A 15,536-nucleotide genomic window follows, 5' to 3' on the forward strand; every position below is an offset into this window, starting at 1 on the left:
AACCCAGCCACATATACTTCCTCTTATTTCAGCCTAATATTTGCTTCAAGAGAGTGCTATAATACATTTCCATTAACATTAACAGTAACAATACTTTCATTATTACAGCTATTGCCCTTCATATGTACATTGTTAGCACATCTTTATAATCCAAATTTCATTTTTTCTGTTTTGAGCATTTTTTGTTTATAATGGTAAAGGAAAGAAATCTGTGTACGGAGGAAAATTATGCTGCAACACTCAATTACGAAAGATGAAATTATGATGATTGCGAATGAGTTCGTTCAAGGACTTGATCCGGAGCAAGTAGCTGATCAGGAACATGTTGCTACAGCTAGGCACCTATATCGTAGTGGTGTTGTCTATAACGTTGACTTTGATGGTTACACGCTATCAGGAACTGTAGATGCCGATGGTAGCGTATATAGCGTTCACATTCCGATTCGTAATGTCGCTGAAAGCTATTGCGATTGCTTCGCACCAACGCAATGTGAGCATATGCTCGCTGTTTTGCTATCTGCGGCTTCTAGTTTCGGGAAGGTAGGAGATGTATTAACTTTATTTAAAAATAATAAGAAACCTTCCCTTCCTCCCATTCGAACTGCACGACAAGTATTGCAATCATCTGCCTTTGAAGAAAAGGATTATAAAAGTTGGCAATCGTACTTTGAAAATGAATATGAATCATTTAAAAAAGAACAAGCTAGACTCACTTATAAACAAATGTATTTTCTTATGAGTATCTTTACAGACTTCTATACAAAATTGGAGCGGAAAGCTCCGCGTATCATCGCTATACATGAGTTATTTAAGCTGCACGCGGCACTTTATTGCTTTCAAAAATTATTAGAAGAAATTCAAGAATTTGAAGTAAACAAAGTGTATTCTTATCACCAACCGGTTAACGTCGTTCGCCTACTCGTAGATAAAATCGAATCCATCGTTCGGGACTTAAAATCAGAATCGATCCCTTCAGAATCTAAACCGATTTTGCAAGAAACTGCTCGTCTTGTGCATGAAGTATTCTTCTCCACCGATTCCTATACACAAGAGCGATTCTTCATTTATCGTCACATATGGGGTGAACTATTAAGAAGCGAAGAGCAACTACAAGAAGAGGAAAAACGAATCGATGCAAAAATCAATCCGCTTTCCAAAGCATTAGCATCTTCTCACCTACTCTTTTTAAATAACGAAGACCTATTAGCAATGGAATTACTCAAAAAACAGCCCGCTTCTGTTGTGAGTCTTTACTTTTATTGGTTAGAGGAGCTATTAAATGCGATGCAGTGGGATCGTGCTAAAAACTGGCTTTCCTTTACGTATAAGCAAGTAAAGCAAACAATACATGAACAAGAAAATACTGTCTTCATACAAGATATCGTTCGGTTATTTGTAATGATGTATGAAACGTATGCAACGCATACGAATGAACAGGCAGGGTTCGAAATGATTTTGCAAGAGCTATTACCGTATAGTTTCACGAACTATGAACAATACGTACTAGCGAAAAAACAGTATCGCACATGGGCGGAACTTCATCTCTTAAATGGATTTGAAGCAATCGAACTGCTGAAAGAACCACTGAAAGATATTGAAAAAGAAGCACCAGAAGTGGCACTTCCTCTTTATCACCTTGCCGCAACGGAAGCAATTGAAGAGCGAAATCGTAAATCATATAGACGTGCAGTTCGTTACTTAAAGAAATTACGTATGCTTTATAAACGGCTGAAGCGAACTGATGAATGGGATGCCTTCATTATTCATATCGCTAACTTACATTCACGTCTGCGTGCACTACAAGAGGAATTACGGAGAGGAAAATTAATCGATGATCATACAAACTGAAGTAACAATTAGGCTCCAGCACGTTAGTCAAGGTTGGTTCCTTTGGGGAGAAGATGATAGCGGCACTCCCTTATCCGTAGCAACTTGGAAACAAAATACATTCACATGGCACTCTACTTCCTTCTACGGTACGTTTTTAAAAGAGGCAACATATGAAGGAAAACAAGGCGTTATGCTAACGAATATCCAAGCATTTGAATACATCGCAAATAAACCGATGAACTCCTTTGCAAATATTCAAATGAACGGTCCTATTACAGCACTTACGAAAGATGCAAATGAATTATGGGACGCTTTCGTAAGCGGAAGTTTCGTACCCGACATGGAGCGTTGGTCTCAGCAGCCATCTTGGAAAGTTCATAATACACCAATCGAAGACGAAACATTAGCATCTCTTTTCACTTCAGCGGTGAACGAAAGTATCTTGCAAGACACTCGCTCAAATGACGGCTGGGAAGATGCAAAGAGACTATATGAACATTATGACTTTACGAAAAGGCAATTGGAAACGGCGCTACATGAAGAAGATTGGCTTCGAAAAATTGGTTATATTGAAGATGACCTGCCATTTACAGTTGGTTTAAGACTACAAGAACCACAAGAAGAATTTGAAATGTGGAAGCTCGAAACAGTCGTTACGCCAAAACGTGGTGCGCATCGCATATATGTATATGAAAGTATCGATTCCTTGCCAAAAAGATGGCACGATTACGAAGAACGCATTGCAGAAACGCAAGAAGGCTTTAGCAAGCTCGTACCGTGGCTAAAAGAGGACGACAAGTTCCGAGAAGAACTCTTTGAAACTGAAGCTTGGAACTTCTTAACAGAGGCAAGTAATGAATTACTTGCAGCAGGCATTACAATTTTACTACCATCATGGTGGCAAAATTTAAAAGCAACAAAACCGAAGTTACGCGTACAGCTAAAACAAAATGCAACGCAAACACAGTCTTTCTTCGGTATGAATACGCTCGTTAATTTCGATTGGCGCATTTCAACAGACGGCATTGACTTATCCGAAAGTGAATTTTTCGAACTCGTTGAACAAAATAAACGCCTTTTCAATTTAAATGGTCAATGGATGAAACTGGATCCTGCCTTTATTGAAGAAGTAAAAAAACTAATGAACCGTGCAGATAAGTATGGATTAGAAATGAAAGACGTTCTCCAGCAACATTTATCAAGTACGGCAGAAACAGAAATCGTAGAAGATGATAGTCCGTTTACCGATATTGAAATCGAGCTAGATGGATATTATGAAGAGCTTTTCCAAAAACTTCTGCACATTGGAGATATTCCAAAAGTAGATGTCCCATCTTCGCTACATGCAACACTTCGTCCGTATCAACAACACGGTGTTGAATGGTTACTATACTTACGAAAACTTGGATTTGGAGCATTATTGGCCGATGATATGGGGCTTGGAAAAAGTATTCAAACGATAACTTACTTACTATATGCTAAAGAAAACAATCTCCAAACAGGTCCTGCATTAATTGTGGCGCCAACATCAGTTCTTGGAAATTGGCAAAAAGAATTTGAGCGTTTCGCACCAAATTTACGTGTTCAGTTACATTACGGGGGTAACCGAGCTAAAGAAGAGTCATTTAAAGACTTTCTTCAATCGGCAGATGTCGTGTTAACTTCTTATGCATTAGCTCAGCTTGATGAAGAAGAACTTAGTACGCTATGCTGGGATGCTGTTATTTTAGACGAAGCACAAAATATAAAAAACCCGCATACGAAACAGTCGAAAGCAGTGAGAAACCTACAAGCAAATCACAAAATTGCTTTAACCGGTACACCGATGGAAAATCGACTTGCTGAGCTTTGGTCTATTTTCGACTTTATCAATCATGGATATCTTGGAAGCTTAGGACAATTCCAGCGCCGCTTCGTCACGCCAATTGAAAAGGACCGTGATGAAGGAAAAATCCAGCAAGTACAACGATTTATCTCGCCATTTTTACTGCGTCGTACGAAGAAAGATCAAACAGTCGCATTAAACTTACCAGATAAACAAGAACAGAAAGCTTATTGTCCACTAACTGGTGAACAGGCTTCCTTATATGAACAACTTGTTCAAGATACATTACAAAATGTAGAAGGATTAAGCGGAATTGAAAGACGCGGATTTATATTACTTATGCTGAACAAGCTAAAACAAATTTGTAACCATCCAGCCCTTTACTTGAAAGAAGAAGAACCACAAGATATCATCGAACGCTCTATGAAAACAAAAACGTTAATGGAGCTCATCGAAAATATAAAAGACCAAAATGAAAGTTGCCTAATCTTCACTCAATACATTGGCATGGGGAACATGCTAAAACGTGTGCTAGAAGAAAATTTTGGTCAGCGTGTCCTCTTCTTAAACGGGAGTGTACCGAAGAAAGAACGTGACAAGATGATCGAGCAGTTCCAAAACGGAACGTATGACATCTTCATCTTATCATTAAAGGCCGGCGGAACAGGATTGAACTTAACTGCTGCCAATCATGTTATTCACTATGACCGTTGGTGGAACCCAGCTGTAGAAAACCAAGCAACAGACCGTGCATATCGGATTGGCCAAAAACGCTTCGTTCACGTTCATAAACTGATTACAACAGGAACACTTGAAGAAAAAATTGATGAAATGTTAGAACGAAAACAAGCATTAAATAATGCCGTCATTACAAGCGATAGTTGGATGACTGAACTATCAACAGACGAACTAAAAGAATTACTTGGTGTATAAAGTGAAACTCTGATCAGTAGGGGGCCATCCCCCTACTGATTATTAGCGCTCACCAATCGAACTCTTACTGTCCGCAAATTGCGGGATAAATAAAAAAGGAGCAGATCTCAAAATGAGATTAGCTCCTTTTTCTATGCCAAAACCAATTGCTTATTATAATTCCTGTTAATCCGCCGCACGTATCAAGCAATGAATCTTGCCACATTGGTGTACGGCCCCCCGTAAACCCTTGATGAATTTCATCAAATGTTGCATAGCCCGCAACGAAAAGAAGGGCGTATATAAAGCACCGTTTCCTCGAATAACCCGATCTATGAAAAGCAAAGTACGCCAATGAACCAAGCATAAAGAACACCGTAAAATGAGCACCTTTACGAAGGAAGAACTCAATAAAACCACCTGCACCTTTATTTGCGATACTAACAGGTGTACCTCCGCCATAATCGATAGATACCCATGAAAAATTCTCTTTTACAAACTCAATATTTACATATTGCTCAATATTTGAGCGCATATCCTGTTTTTTATATGGCTGTGCTGAGGAATGAAAAATAAGCCCCATCCATAATAATACAGGAATCCAAAATAACCATTTACGATTCATTCTCCCGAAAGCTCCTCTCTTACTCTTTTAAGAGTACCAAAAAAAAGAAAAAATTTCACGCCAAAACATGACATTTACTCCCTATTTATAGAGTGAAAGGGGGTGATAAACATGGCAGTTGAAACAATCGTAATGGATTTAACTTTACGTCTCGTATTAAACGGCGGATTAGACAAAAGCGGAAAAACAATTTTTAAGAACAAGCAATTCAAACATATTAAAACAAATGCAGATTTAGGGAAGTACATGCTGTAGCACGTGCTTTTGCTTCATTACAAGGATCACCACTTCATGCTGTACAACTTGTAAGCACTTTAGATCTTTCTAATCTATAAAGTGAGACTTTAATCAGTGGGGTTTTCCCTATTCCCTCGTCAATGTAGCTTATCCGATTTCGATAGCCAAGAACCACCCGATTTGTTAATTAAGTATAGACGTAATACAATTTAAAGTTGCATTATGAAATTAACTATAAAAATATAAAGTGGTGAATGGAAATGAAAAAAAATCTAGAAATCAAATCTAAACAACTAATCGATAAGTTGGTTGGAACTGATGAAACTTCAGTTAAGAAAAACGTCAGGTTCGGATTTAAAATTTTCGGTTCGGTTGGGAGTCAAAACATCATTTGGTCAAAATATAAAATGGACAGAATGATAAGAACATTAGACCAAACAATGTTAGAAAAAATGGTAGCTGAAAAAAACATTGAACAACAAAAAAATATTATTAAAGAGAAAACGGATAAGATTGAGAAGTTAGAAAAAAATCAAAAGAAATTGGAAGAAGAATATAAAAAAATAGAGGCTCAACACAAACGATTATTAGAGCAATATTACAAATTCCGTAAAAACCAACAAAAAGGAATGATAAAAGAAAGAGTTCTAACTACACCAATTAAAGAAACAATTAAAGAAGCGTGGGAACAAGGTTATAAATTAAAAGATATTCATGAAGGGCTTGTATTATCAGGTATAGATATCAGTTATGAAGCCATTAGAAAATATGTAAAAGTGGGGAAGGAAACAGGTGATTGGCGTATTTCGAAAGAAGAAAATAAAGCTTCCGCGAGTCTTGCAGCAGAAGCTATAGCAAGTGTTATAGACCAACGAAACAAACAACAAGGCAATGAATAATGGTTCATAAGAGAAATAGTAATTGGACTAAAAAACTGAAAAGTATTAGAAATTATGAAGCCTTACCTCCAGTTATTATAAGGGCCATATGGAGTCGTTATGACCGTGGACAATCACCACAGAAGATATACGAAAGGCTAAAAGAGGAAAGGCAACTTATTGCTAGTTTTGAAACTGTAGAAGCCTATATAGAGCAAGTGGTAAAACCTTATTACGGAAAAGAGAGGGAGAATTAAACCTCCCACTTTTTGAGACAGTCAGGGCATTGCCATTGCATGATTCTATCGAGTGCAATGTGTATGATTCCTATTTCCCTTGTGAAATGAGTTGCGTTATAGGATTTTTGTGATTCTTTAGGAATTGGATCGCCTTGCAAATTAGCGTTGCAATGAGGACAAAATTCTTTGCTATCGTTCACGCAATTCACCTCCTTGTTTTTCGGTGTAAGTGTTGTGTCTGAGTATAAATTTGATAAAAATAAAAAAGACAAGTTCCTCCCAAGAACTTGACTTTAAATAATAACTTTTGATTTAAGTATCTAAATTATATGTAGATTAGATTTATTCAATCCTTTTGGTGCGACCAACACCGAGAGGATTTTTTATTTTTTTGACGGACTTATTGTACCATAAGTTTAGTTTTTTGTTCAATTCAATGTAGTTATAGTTTTGTTTTATCATAAGGTTTAATTTTCGTCCACAGTTTAACGAAAATCAGCTCAGTTTAGCGAAGTATCAGTTCATTCTCATAAAGCATTAGATTAGTCTAGCGAAAGGGTAGTTTCGTTTGACGAGAGTTCAAATTGTTTTGAGGAAGGGATAGCCCGCGTTCCTCCATCATTTCGACTAAATCACGAAAACTGAGGTTGTACCGTAGGTACCATCTCACGGTTAATACTATAATGTCCAGTTGATAATGTTTCCACTTGAATAGATTTTGCTCTTTCATACCAATCACATCCTTTTTTAGAGTACTAGTATCAGTATATTCAAGTTTAAGAGGCTATTTACAAGCGTTTTGGAGTGTTTGCACCAGAACCGAGAAAACTGTATCTGAAGTTCAGATTACTCCTTAAATCAAAAAGACGAATCTGCATCATTTTGCAGACTCGTCTTTTTTCTTCGGCATTTCAATCGGGATAAAGATCTTTGAAAAACCAACGCAAACATATTTATAATTTTCTCCACCTAAATCAAGCTCTGTCGTATATGTTGAGAAGAAAATATAATCATTTCGCTTTGTATAATGATCGATTAATAGCCCAACTTGTGGCTCAACATACTTTTTCGCCAACTTCTTACCAGCAGATGCTAAATCACCAAGGAGACCATCCTGGTTTTCTTTTTCAATCTCATCTAGCTTCTTACTTGCATCATTACGTTTCATAAACTGCTTCGCTGCCCAATCCGTATATTCCCCTTTACTCGGGTTACTGTTTGCTAAATAAACTAGGAGAACAACAACAAGAGCCATAATAATATACTTTTTCTTCATACTATCTCACCGCCTACTCTTTTCTATTTTCATATATATGTACAAGCGATGCAAATTAGAAAGACTATCATCTATTGATTGTAAACCAACAACAAAAATTTACAATACGCAACAGAAGATCAATAACACATTCACATAATTTGTATATAATTATGTTTGGAATAAGTTCTTTTTATAAGAGAGGATTTAGAATTATGGATAATGAAAATAATATTTTTATTTCTAGTTCTACAATGATGCTTGAGCCGTACAAACACCCTTATTACCGCACAAAAATTATCGACAGTAGTGGGAACCATCTGTACTCATACCAAACAGCTTCTCCAACTCATTAAAAATCCTTGTCTAACAAATGTTCATTCTACTTATCAAGGTAGACGTGATGCAATCCAAGCAAACTTTAATTTCAAACAGAATGTTCCGATTCCGATTAATCATAGGTAATATATTTGTACTTTCCCAACAGAATCTCCTTCGTCTCCAAACTGTATTCGGTTGTTCTATAACCATATAAATGATATAGAATTTTTCAAAAAAACTAAAAAATTTAAAATTAATTTTTTAAACGGAACTACCTTAACAATACTAATAAGTTCCCATAAGTTAAAACAACAATTTTTTAAAACTGGACATGTATTAACCCTGATGAATATGAAAGGTTCATTACACTCAAAAAATCTCTCGTTATATTTACTACCTTAAACTAATAAGGTGAAACTTTAATCAGTGGGGATTTCTTCAGCCCCCACTGATTAGAATTGTTACTCCCTTATACTATCTCACATTTTCTCGGGTGCTTGTCGATATATCCATCTCGTTTGATAGTACGTCACCCTCATTTCAGAGGCTATCTCTCCCATCTTTTTCCCTGTAAAGAATCGCTCTGAAATAATGTGCCTCTTCCTCTTATCTAACACACTCATAAAGTCCTTCGCTCCCGTTCCCATATCTTCAGACTCAAATTGTTCATCATACTCTCCAACGCACACATAGCTCTCTTACACTACACATTCTATCTTCAATCTTTCCACTATATAACCACCTACCGTTACAACAGCATAAGCAGGAAAACTCCTTTTCCCCTCCTCATACCTTTCATAAGCATGCCAAAGGCCAATTAAACCACATTTATAATACCCTTCATAATCTTGATAAATATTTAGCCTTTTTATTTGATTTATAATCATACCTTCTTACAAAACAACCGTATCTACAAAAGCCTCCGGCTTCACACAATACCCGTTTCTAAAAGGTATACCCAAATGCCCTATACGTTTACAAGACTTCTAGGTATAGATAACACCCTTTTTTATTTTCCGTTCGTATTAAGTTACTTTTATTTTCACGCCATCAATATACAAAAAGCAACAAAAATATTGATTTATCAACGTTTATTACGCTTTTCCGTATAAAAGAGAACACTGCAAACTAACTTCATAGAGGTCACCATATCTACCGAAACTGTTTTAAGGTAGCACAGACAAGTAGACAAAAGTCTCGTAAAAAGTGTGTACTTTTTTGACACAATTTTTACGAGACTCTATCATTTTTGCATAAAAGAAGTTGATTTATAGCCGTTTTTAAAAAAATGAACTTATACATGTCCATAAAATACCTCAAAAATAACGAGACAATAGTCCACCTATTTTACAAACAAAAAACTTTTTCATGATAATCAGTGAACAAAAACACAGCTCTTATGGTGTAATAAATTCCTCCATCTTTTTAAAAATGACACTTTGTTAGATAAAACTGATATTACCTTAGTCAGTACTAATGCTTTGTTAGATAAAGCTGATATCAACTTAGTCAGAACTTACACTTTGTTAGATAAAGCTGATATCAATTTAGTCAGAACTTACGCTTTGTTAGATAAGGCTGATATCAACTTAGTCAGAACTTACGCTTTGTTAAACAAAGCTGATATCAACTTAGTCAGAACTTACGCTTTGTTAGATAAGGCTGATATCAACTTAGTCAGAACTTACGCTTTGTTAGTCAAAGCTGATACCAATAATTTCAAAAATATTCTTAGATTTCTTTTGATCAATCAAACTAATATGTGTATCCATCTAACATAAAAAATATGGATAGAATGTCGACAAGCTTGTAAGTATAAGGGTTTACAGTCGTAGAAAAAGCCGTTAGGTTAAATGCATCATTAATAATCCAAATCATTTTATATTGAAATTTGAATGGGGTTAACTTGAAATAGGGGTAAAAATAAAAAAGGTGACTCTCGAGAGAGTCACCTTTTTAAAATAATATATTATGCACCAAAATCAGAGAGCATGCCGCCTAACATACTAAACCCAATTGTAAGGATAAAGAATATAGAAATTAAAATTATTGCTTGTTTTTTACTTAAACCAGCAACGATATGCAAGCCTAAGCCAGTTAAAATTAAGCTCCAAATGTTAAAGACTTCAAATGCAGAACCAATGCCATATACAATTGTTCCTTGTTCAAATAAAGGCCCTAAACTTGTATATTTATCAGCACCATTCCCACCAAGAATATATCCTAAAGCTACATTAAGAAGACTACCAACATAAAAGACAACATTGGCATATATATAAATAGATAATATCTTCATATATGGAGTATCATTGCTCATAAACATCATAATGACTTTATAAAATCCTGCTACCACAAAAAGACCAACAGCTGTTCCAACTAGACCTCCAATAGCTCCAAATCCAAGTGTAGTCCACTTCATTATCCCCGTCGCATCATCCTTAACCAGCTTCGCTAGCTCCGGAGTATTAAGTAACCCTAAATAAGCTACCGCTGCCGATAAGATTGTCCCCATTAAAAGAAATAAGAAAAATCCTCCCCAGACTGGGCTTGTCGTCTTCATTCTCTCAAACTGTAAGCCTGGAGAAGTAACCATTCCAAATAATGACGGCTTCTTCGCACCTTCATCTTGCGTATTAATATTCATTTCCATTATAACGCCTCCTTCTATTTATATCCCGTTCTAACGGGCGGTTCACTTCCTCACATAGAGGCTACGAACCGCCCACTAGAACGGTAATGTGTAGTAGAGAGTCCCTCTCTACTACAACTTATTCATAACGTAGTGCTTCAATCGGATCTAACTTCGCAGCTTTGTTTGCTGGAATTAATCCGAAAATAATACCTAGTGTCATAGAGAACAGTACGCCTCCAACGACAACTTCCCATGAAACGAGCGGTGGCCATTTTGCGAATGTAGAAACGATATATGCCCCACCATATCCAAGGCCAATTCCGATTAAACCGCCTAGAAGCGTTAACATAACGGCTTCAATTAAAAACTGTAATAAAATTTTACTACGCGTTGCTCCAAGTGCTTTACGTATCCCAATTTCACGCGTACGCTCCGTTACAGATACGAGCATGATGTTCATAACTCCAATACCACCAACGACTAATGAAATACCAGCGATACCGCCGATGATCATCGTCATGATATTAGTAACTTTAGAAACATTTTCTTGGAATTCTTTTAAATTCACCAGTTCATATTTACCTGGAATTTCACTTGGCTTACGACTATTTAATACATCAACAGCTTGTTTCCCAGCGGATTCTAAATCGTCTACATTTTTAGCTTGAATTGCGATATTTTGAATATCATCTGTTCCGTATAAAACAGGCCATAACGTAAGGGGGATTAACGCTTCTTCCATTTCAAATCCCATAAACTCATTATCGGATCTATACACACCAATAATTTGCATTGGCTGCCCCTTCATCTCAATAATTTGTCCAACTGGGTTTACGTCCTTAAATAAAGTCTCTTCTGTTTTTGTACTAATCATCACAACGTTATTTGCATGAGAAATATCTGATTCATTTAAAGTACGTCCCTTTACGACCTTTACTTTATTAACTGCAAAATATTCATTATCAAGACCAATAACATTCAGATTTGCTTTTTTATCATTTACATCAAGCACCTCTGAATTCTGGTTTGTCGTAATAACGTGTGAAACATCTTTCACTTGTTTTACTTCCAAAATATCCTCTTCAGTTAACTTTGGTATTTCAAATCCACCCATAGCAAACTCATCATTAATATCTGGTTTAAATTGAATTGGCATAAGGTTATTACCGCCAGAACCTGCGAATTTCGACTTCAGCATCGCTTCCCCGCCTTGCCCAATTGCAACGACAGTAATAATAGAACCAACACCGATAATAATACCGAGCATCGTCAGAGCAGAACGCAGTTTATGAGCTAGAATAGAAGATAAGGCGATTTTTATACTATCTAGTAAACTCATACCGCACACCTTCTATCTTCTGTAATTTTCCCATCTCGCAGTACAATACGGCGAGAAGAATAAGCCGCAACCTCTTCTTCATGCGTAACCATAACAATCGTCGTACCTTCTGCATTGAGCTTCGTGAAAATGTCCATAACTTGCTCACCAGACTTCGTATCAAGCGCACCTGTCGGCTCATCTGCCATAATGAACGTTGGATTATTCGCAATCGATCTCGCAATAGCGACACGCTGCTTCTGTCCACCTGATAACTCATTCGGTAAATGATGAACTCTGTCTGATAAACCAACTTTACCAAGTGCTTCCAGAGCTCTTTGACGACGCTCTGCTTTCTTCACGCCACCATATACGAGCGGAAGTTCAACATTTTCTACTGCTGAAAGACGCGGCAGCAAGTTAAAATGCTGAAAAACAAAACCGATATACTCATTACGAATTAAGGCAAGCTTTGACTCGTCTGCTGTTAAGATATTCACATCATTCAGCATATATTCGCCTTCTGTTGGACGATCTAAACAACCGATAATATTCATAAGCGTTGATTTACCAGAACCAGACGGTCCCATAATCGAAACAAATTCACCGCTCTGAATCGTTAAACTAATACCGTGCAAAATCGGCACTGCCAATTTCCCTTGATAATACGTTTTAGCAATATTATTTAACGTAATCATTTCTCTTTCACTTCCATTCCGTCATACACGTCGTCGGAAGGATTTTTAACCACCTTTTGCCCCACTGTTACGCCTTCAGTAATCTCTGTCCAATCTCCATCAGTAGCACCTTTTTTCACATTTTGTTTACGAAGCTTTCCTTTTTCTTCGATATAAACAAATGCATCATCGCCTTTTTCTACAATGCTCTTACTTGGAACAGCGATCATCGTCTTATTCTCTAAGTTTACTTGTAATGAAACATGGTACCCTGGAGATAAACCATCTTGGCTATCAAGGCTTGCCTTATATGTATATTGAGACATATTTTGAGTCGCTTCGCCTACACCACCAGCTTGAGCCATCTCTGCACTCGTTGGGAATTCACTTACTTCTGTAATTTTACCTGTCCACTTCTTCTTATTATTTGCTTTCGCAGTTACAGTAAACGTTTGATCCTTTTGAATTTGTGACTTTTGAAGTTCTGTTAAAGTCCCTTGAACTTGGAACGGATCTTTAGAAGCTACTTGTAAGAATGCTTTTCCTTGACCACCTAAAGCTTGGGATGAACTTTGCGCTGCATCTTTATCTAACTTCTGTACAACACCAGCAAAATTACTATAAATCGTAAGTTCTTTCTGTTTTTTATTTAACTCTTCTTTTTGTAACTTTCCTTTTTCCTTCTCAAGGTCAGTTGTTTTTTGTGTCATTTCTAATTCACTTACTTGCTCTTCCATTGGGTCTGTTACTTCTTTCCCAGCCCCGCTATCTTTCACCTTCTTAATTTCTTTCTTCAACGAATCAATCTTCTTTTTCCCTTGATCATAACGCATATCAGCCATCTTCTGATCAAGCTCAGCTTGCTTCATTTGCAGATTAATTTCTTCATTATCATAAGAGAATAATTTCGTTCCCTTTTCTACCTCTTGTCCTTCTTTCACTTCAATATCTTTCACTTTTCCTTTAGTCGGATCTGCATAGAAACTTTCAATATTCCCTGGCTTCACCTGACCAGAAATTAATTTCGTATTATTAAGCTTACGCTCTGTCACTTTCTCAAAACTTACAGCATCTGTCTTCGCTGTGCCTTTCTTCTTACCTTGCATAACAAAAATATTAACTGCTGCAACAATAACAATTAGTGCAATAACCCCGATAATAATCCATTTCTTCTTCTTGTTTGGAGTACGAACCGTATTTGGTAACATAGTCTCTCTCCCTTTATAAATTAATAGTTTAATAAACACCACAATTGTATAAAACTTTCTGAAAAATAATTGTATATTATTACAATCTTTTTACAAAGTTTTACACATTCATTTATATTGTAACAAAAATTCCAATGATTAGAAATATGACATCTTATCTTTTAAGATAGTTTTAAGGAAAGATTATATTATATAGAAAAAGCCATCCAAAATGAAAATTGGATAGCTTTTCAAACAAAATATTACACCGCTTTAGGAGCTTTTCTCTCATGTCCACGTTGAACGATGAACAAGAAGACTGTTGATAAAATTGCACCTGTTAATAGTAAGATAAAGCAACCATCCCAGCCAGAACGATCAACAATAACACCAATTGCTGCGTTTGCTACAAGACTTCCGCCCACATAACCGAACAGACCACACATACCAACTGTCGTACCTACTGCAAATTTCGGTACTAATTCCATCGCACTTAAACCGATTAAGAACTGTGGTACGTAAATTAAACATCCGATAATAGAAACTGCAATACTTACAACAAGTACGCTAGTTGCTTGCCAATATACAAACGTACCAATAACAACTCCAACCATACTAATAATACACAATGGCATACGTTTCCCTTTAAATAATTTATCACTTAAAAGACCAACAATTAATGAACTTGGAATTGCCATACCTTCAAAGATTGCGTATGCTGCATGTGCTTCATTTTTTGAAAAACCTTTAACTGTCGTTAAATAAAGTGGAACCCAGTTAATAACACCGAAACGAATTAAATAAACAAATGCATTCGCAATACATAAGAACCATACAAATTTATTTTTCACTACGTATTTCATTAAAATTTCTTTTGGTGACATCTTGTTAGCATTATCTGCTTTTTCAAGATTTTCATAGTCATTACGATACTCATCAATTGGAGGAAGACCTTCAGACTCTGGTGTATCCTTCGCATTGATCCAAACAAGAACTGAAATTACCATTGCGATAATCGCTGGAAAAATAAACACGCCGCCTTGCCAATGACTTTCACCGAAAATACCTACACCAATTCCGACAAGTGGTGGCACAAGCATTCCGCCAACGTTATGTGAAATATTCCAAATGCCTGTTTTCGTACCACGTTCTTTCTTTGAGAACCATTTCGTCATAACGATACTACAAGGTGGTGCTCCCATACCTTGTACAATACCGTTTAGGACAAGTAATGTAACAATCATTCCAAAAGAAGATGCAAACCCGAAACAAATATTTACAAGCCCTGATAAGAATAATCCGACTGCGATAAAGCGCTGGGCAAAAGCTTTATCTGATAAATTCCCCATAAAGAACTTACTAAATCCATAAACAATCGCCATTACTGAACCTAGTAGTCCAATTTCAGCTGTACTAAAACCATATTCTTGTACTAAATACGTACTTGATAACGTAAAATTACTGCGCACTAAATAATAAGCAGCATATCCAACTGAGATTCCGATTAGCACACGAATACGTAGTAATGTATATACTTTAGCGATCATATCCGCTGGTAATCTCTCAATTTCAGGTGCTGGCTTAAGCCATTTAAACATAT

The 15,536-nt window shown here is 36.4% G+C and carries 11 protein-coding genes and 4 pseudogenes; 6 read left to right on the top strand and 9 right to left on the bottom strand.

Annotated features, from left to right (window positions below; all coding sequences use genetic code 11):
- Positions 1-228 precede the first annotated feature (228 nt).
- Positions 229-1,848, top strand: coding sequence for an SWIM zinc finger family protein (locus MR109_RS06550; protein ID WP_242271358.1), 1,620 nt, complete (start codon positions 229-231; stop codon positions 1,846-1,848).
- A complete protein-coding gene (locus MR109_RS06555; protein WP_242271361.1) occupies positions 1,832-4,588 on the top strand; it encodes a DEAD/DEAH box helicase in 2,757 nt (918 codons plus the stop codon). The genes MR109_RS06550 and MR109_RS06555 overlap by 17 nt, the downstream gene beginning before the upstream one ends.
- Before the next feature lie 118 nt (positions 4,589-4,706).
- On the opposite strand, the gene MR109_RS06560 is transcribed toward MR109_RS06555, so the two are convergent.
- The gene (locus tag MR109_RS06560; RefSeq protein ID WP_242271363.1) at positions 4,707-5,192 is read right to left on the bottom strand and encodes a VanZ family protein; all 486 of its coding nucleotides are present in this window, start codon (positions 5,190-5,192) and stop codon (positions 4,707-4,709) included.
- 111 nt (positions 5,193-5,303) lie between these two features.
- Between MR109_RS06560 and MR109_RS06565 the strand changes: the two are divergent.
- The 3 genes and pseudogenes from MR109_RS06565 (at position 5,304) to MR109_RS06575 (ending at position 6,564) form a co-directional block, all read left to right on the top strand.
- Positions 5,304-5,527, top strand: a pseudogene (locus MR109_RS06565) (DUF1659 domain-containing protein).
- 162 nt (positions 5,528-5,689) lie between these two features.
- The gene (locus MR109_RS06570; RefSeq protein ID WP_242271366.1) at positions 5,690-6,328 is read left to right on the top strand and encodes a hypothetical protein; all 639 of its coding nucleotides are present in this window, start codon (positions 5,690-5,692) and stop codon (positions 6,326-6,328) included.
- Positions 6,328-6,564, top strand: coding sequence for a hypothetical protein (locus MR109_RS06575; protein WP_242271368.1), 237 nt, complete (start codon positions 6,328-6,330; stop codon positions 6,562-6,564). Before MR109_RS06570 ends, MR109_RS06575 begins: the two co-directional genes overlap by 1 nt.
- Before the next feature lie 562 nt (positions 6,565-7,126).
- On the opposite strand, the pseudogene MR109_RS06580 reads toward MR109_RS06575, so the two are convergent.
- Both MR109_RS06580 and MR109_RS06585 read right to left on the bottom strand, forming a co-directional pair.
- Positions 7,127-7,276 (bottom strand): annotated as a pseudogene (locus MR109_RS06580) (IS6 family transposase); the annotation flags it as partial.
- A 147-nt stretch (positions 7,277-7,423) separates the two neighbouring features.
- Entirely contained in the window at positions 7,424-7,822 is a 399-nt protein-coding gene (locus MR109_RS06585; RefSeq protein WP_242271369.1) for a DUF4359 domain-containing protein, read from the bottom strand.
- A 194-nt stretch (positions 7,823-8,016) separates the two neighbouring features.
- Here MR109_RS06585 and MR109_RS06590 point away from each other — a divergent pair.
- Positions 8,017-8,524, top strand: a pseudogene (locus MR109_RS06590) (competence protein ComK).
- Positions 8,525-8,601: 77 nt separating this feature from the next.
- Here the strand turns inward: MR109_RS06590 and MR109_RS06595 are convergent.
- The 6 genes and pseudogenes from MR109_RS06595 to pgtP all read right to left on the bottom strand — a co-directional run bounded on the left by MR109_RS06595 (position 8,602) and on the right by pgtP (position 15,534).
- Positions 8,602-9,009: pseudogene (locus MR109_RS06595) on the bottom strand (sigma-70 family RNA polymerase sigma factor).
- A 1,082-nt stretch (positions 9,010-10,091) separates the two neighbouring features.
- The gene (yknW, locus tag MR109_RS06600; protein WP_242271371.1) at positions 10,092-10,772 is read right to left on the bottom strand and encodes a YknW family membrane protein; all 681 of its coding nucleotides are present in this window, start codon (positions 10,770-10,772) and stop codon (positions 10,092-10,094) included.
- A gap of 118 nt (positions 10,773-10,890) precedes the next feature.
- Positions 10,891-12,093 carry an ABC transporter permease gene (locus MR109_RS06605; RefSeq protein WP_000054366.1) on the bottom strand — a complete coding sequence of 401 codons (1,203 nt, stop codon included), beginning with the start codon at positions 12,091-12,093 and terminating at the stop codon, positions 10,891-10,893.
- Positions 12,090-12,770 (bottom strand): ABC transporter ATP-binding protein, encoded by a 681-nt coding sequence (locus tag MR109_RS06610; RefSeq protein ID WP_000631628.1) that lies wholly within the window; start codon positions 12,768-12,770, stop codon positions 12,090-12,092. The genes MR109_RS06605 and MR109_RS06610 overlap by 4 nt, the downstream gene beginning before the upstream one ends.
- Positions 12,767-13,957, bottom strand: a complete 1,191-nt coding sequence (locus tag MR109_RS06615) for an efflux RND transporter periplasmic adaptor subunit (RefSeq protein ID WP_025147128.1) — start codon at positions 13,955-13,957, stop codon at positions 12,767-12,769. The genes MR109_RS06610 and MR109_RS06615 overlap by 4 nt, the downstream gene beginning before the upstream one ends.
- A gap of 242 nt (positions 13,958-14,199) precedes the next feature.
- On the bottom strand, positions 14,200-15,534 hold the full coding sequence (gene pgtP, locus MR109_RS06620; RefSeq protein WP_242271373.1) for an MFS transporter: 1,335 nt from the start codon (positions 15,532-15,534) through the stop codon (positions 14,200-14,202).
- Positions 15,535-15,536 lie beyond the last annotated feature (2 nt).

The sequence above is a fragment of the Bacillus cereus group sp. BfR-BA-01310 genome (assembly GCF_022664325.1).
GTDB lineage: Bacteria > Bacillota > Bacilli > Bacillales > Bacillaceae_G > Bacillus_A > Bacillus_A paramycoides.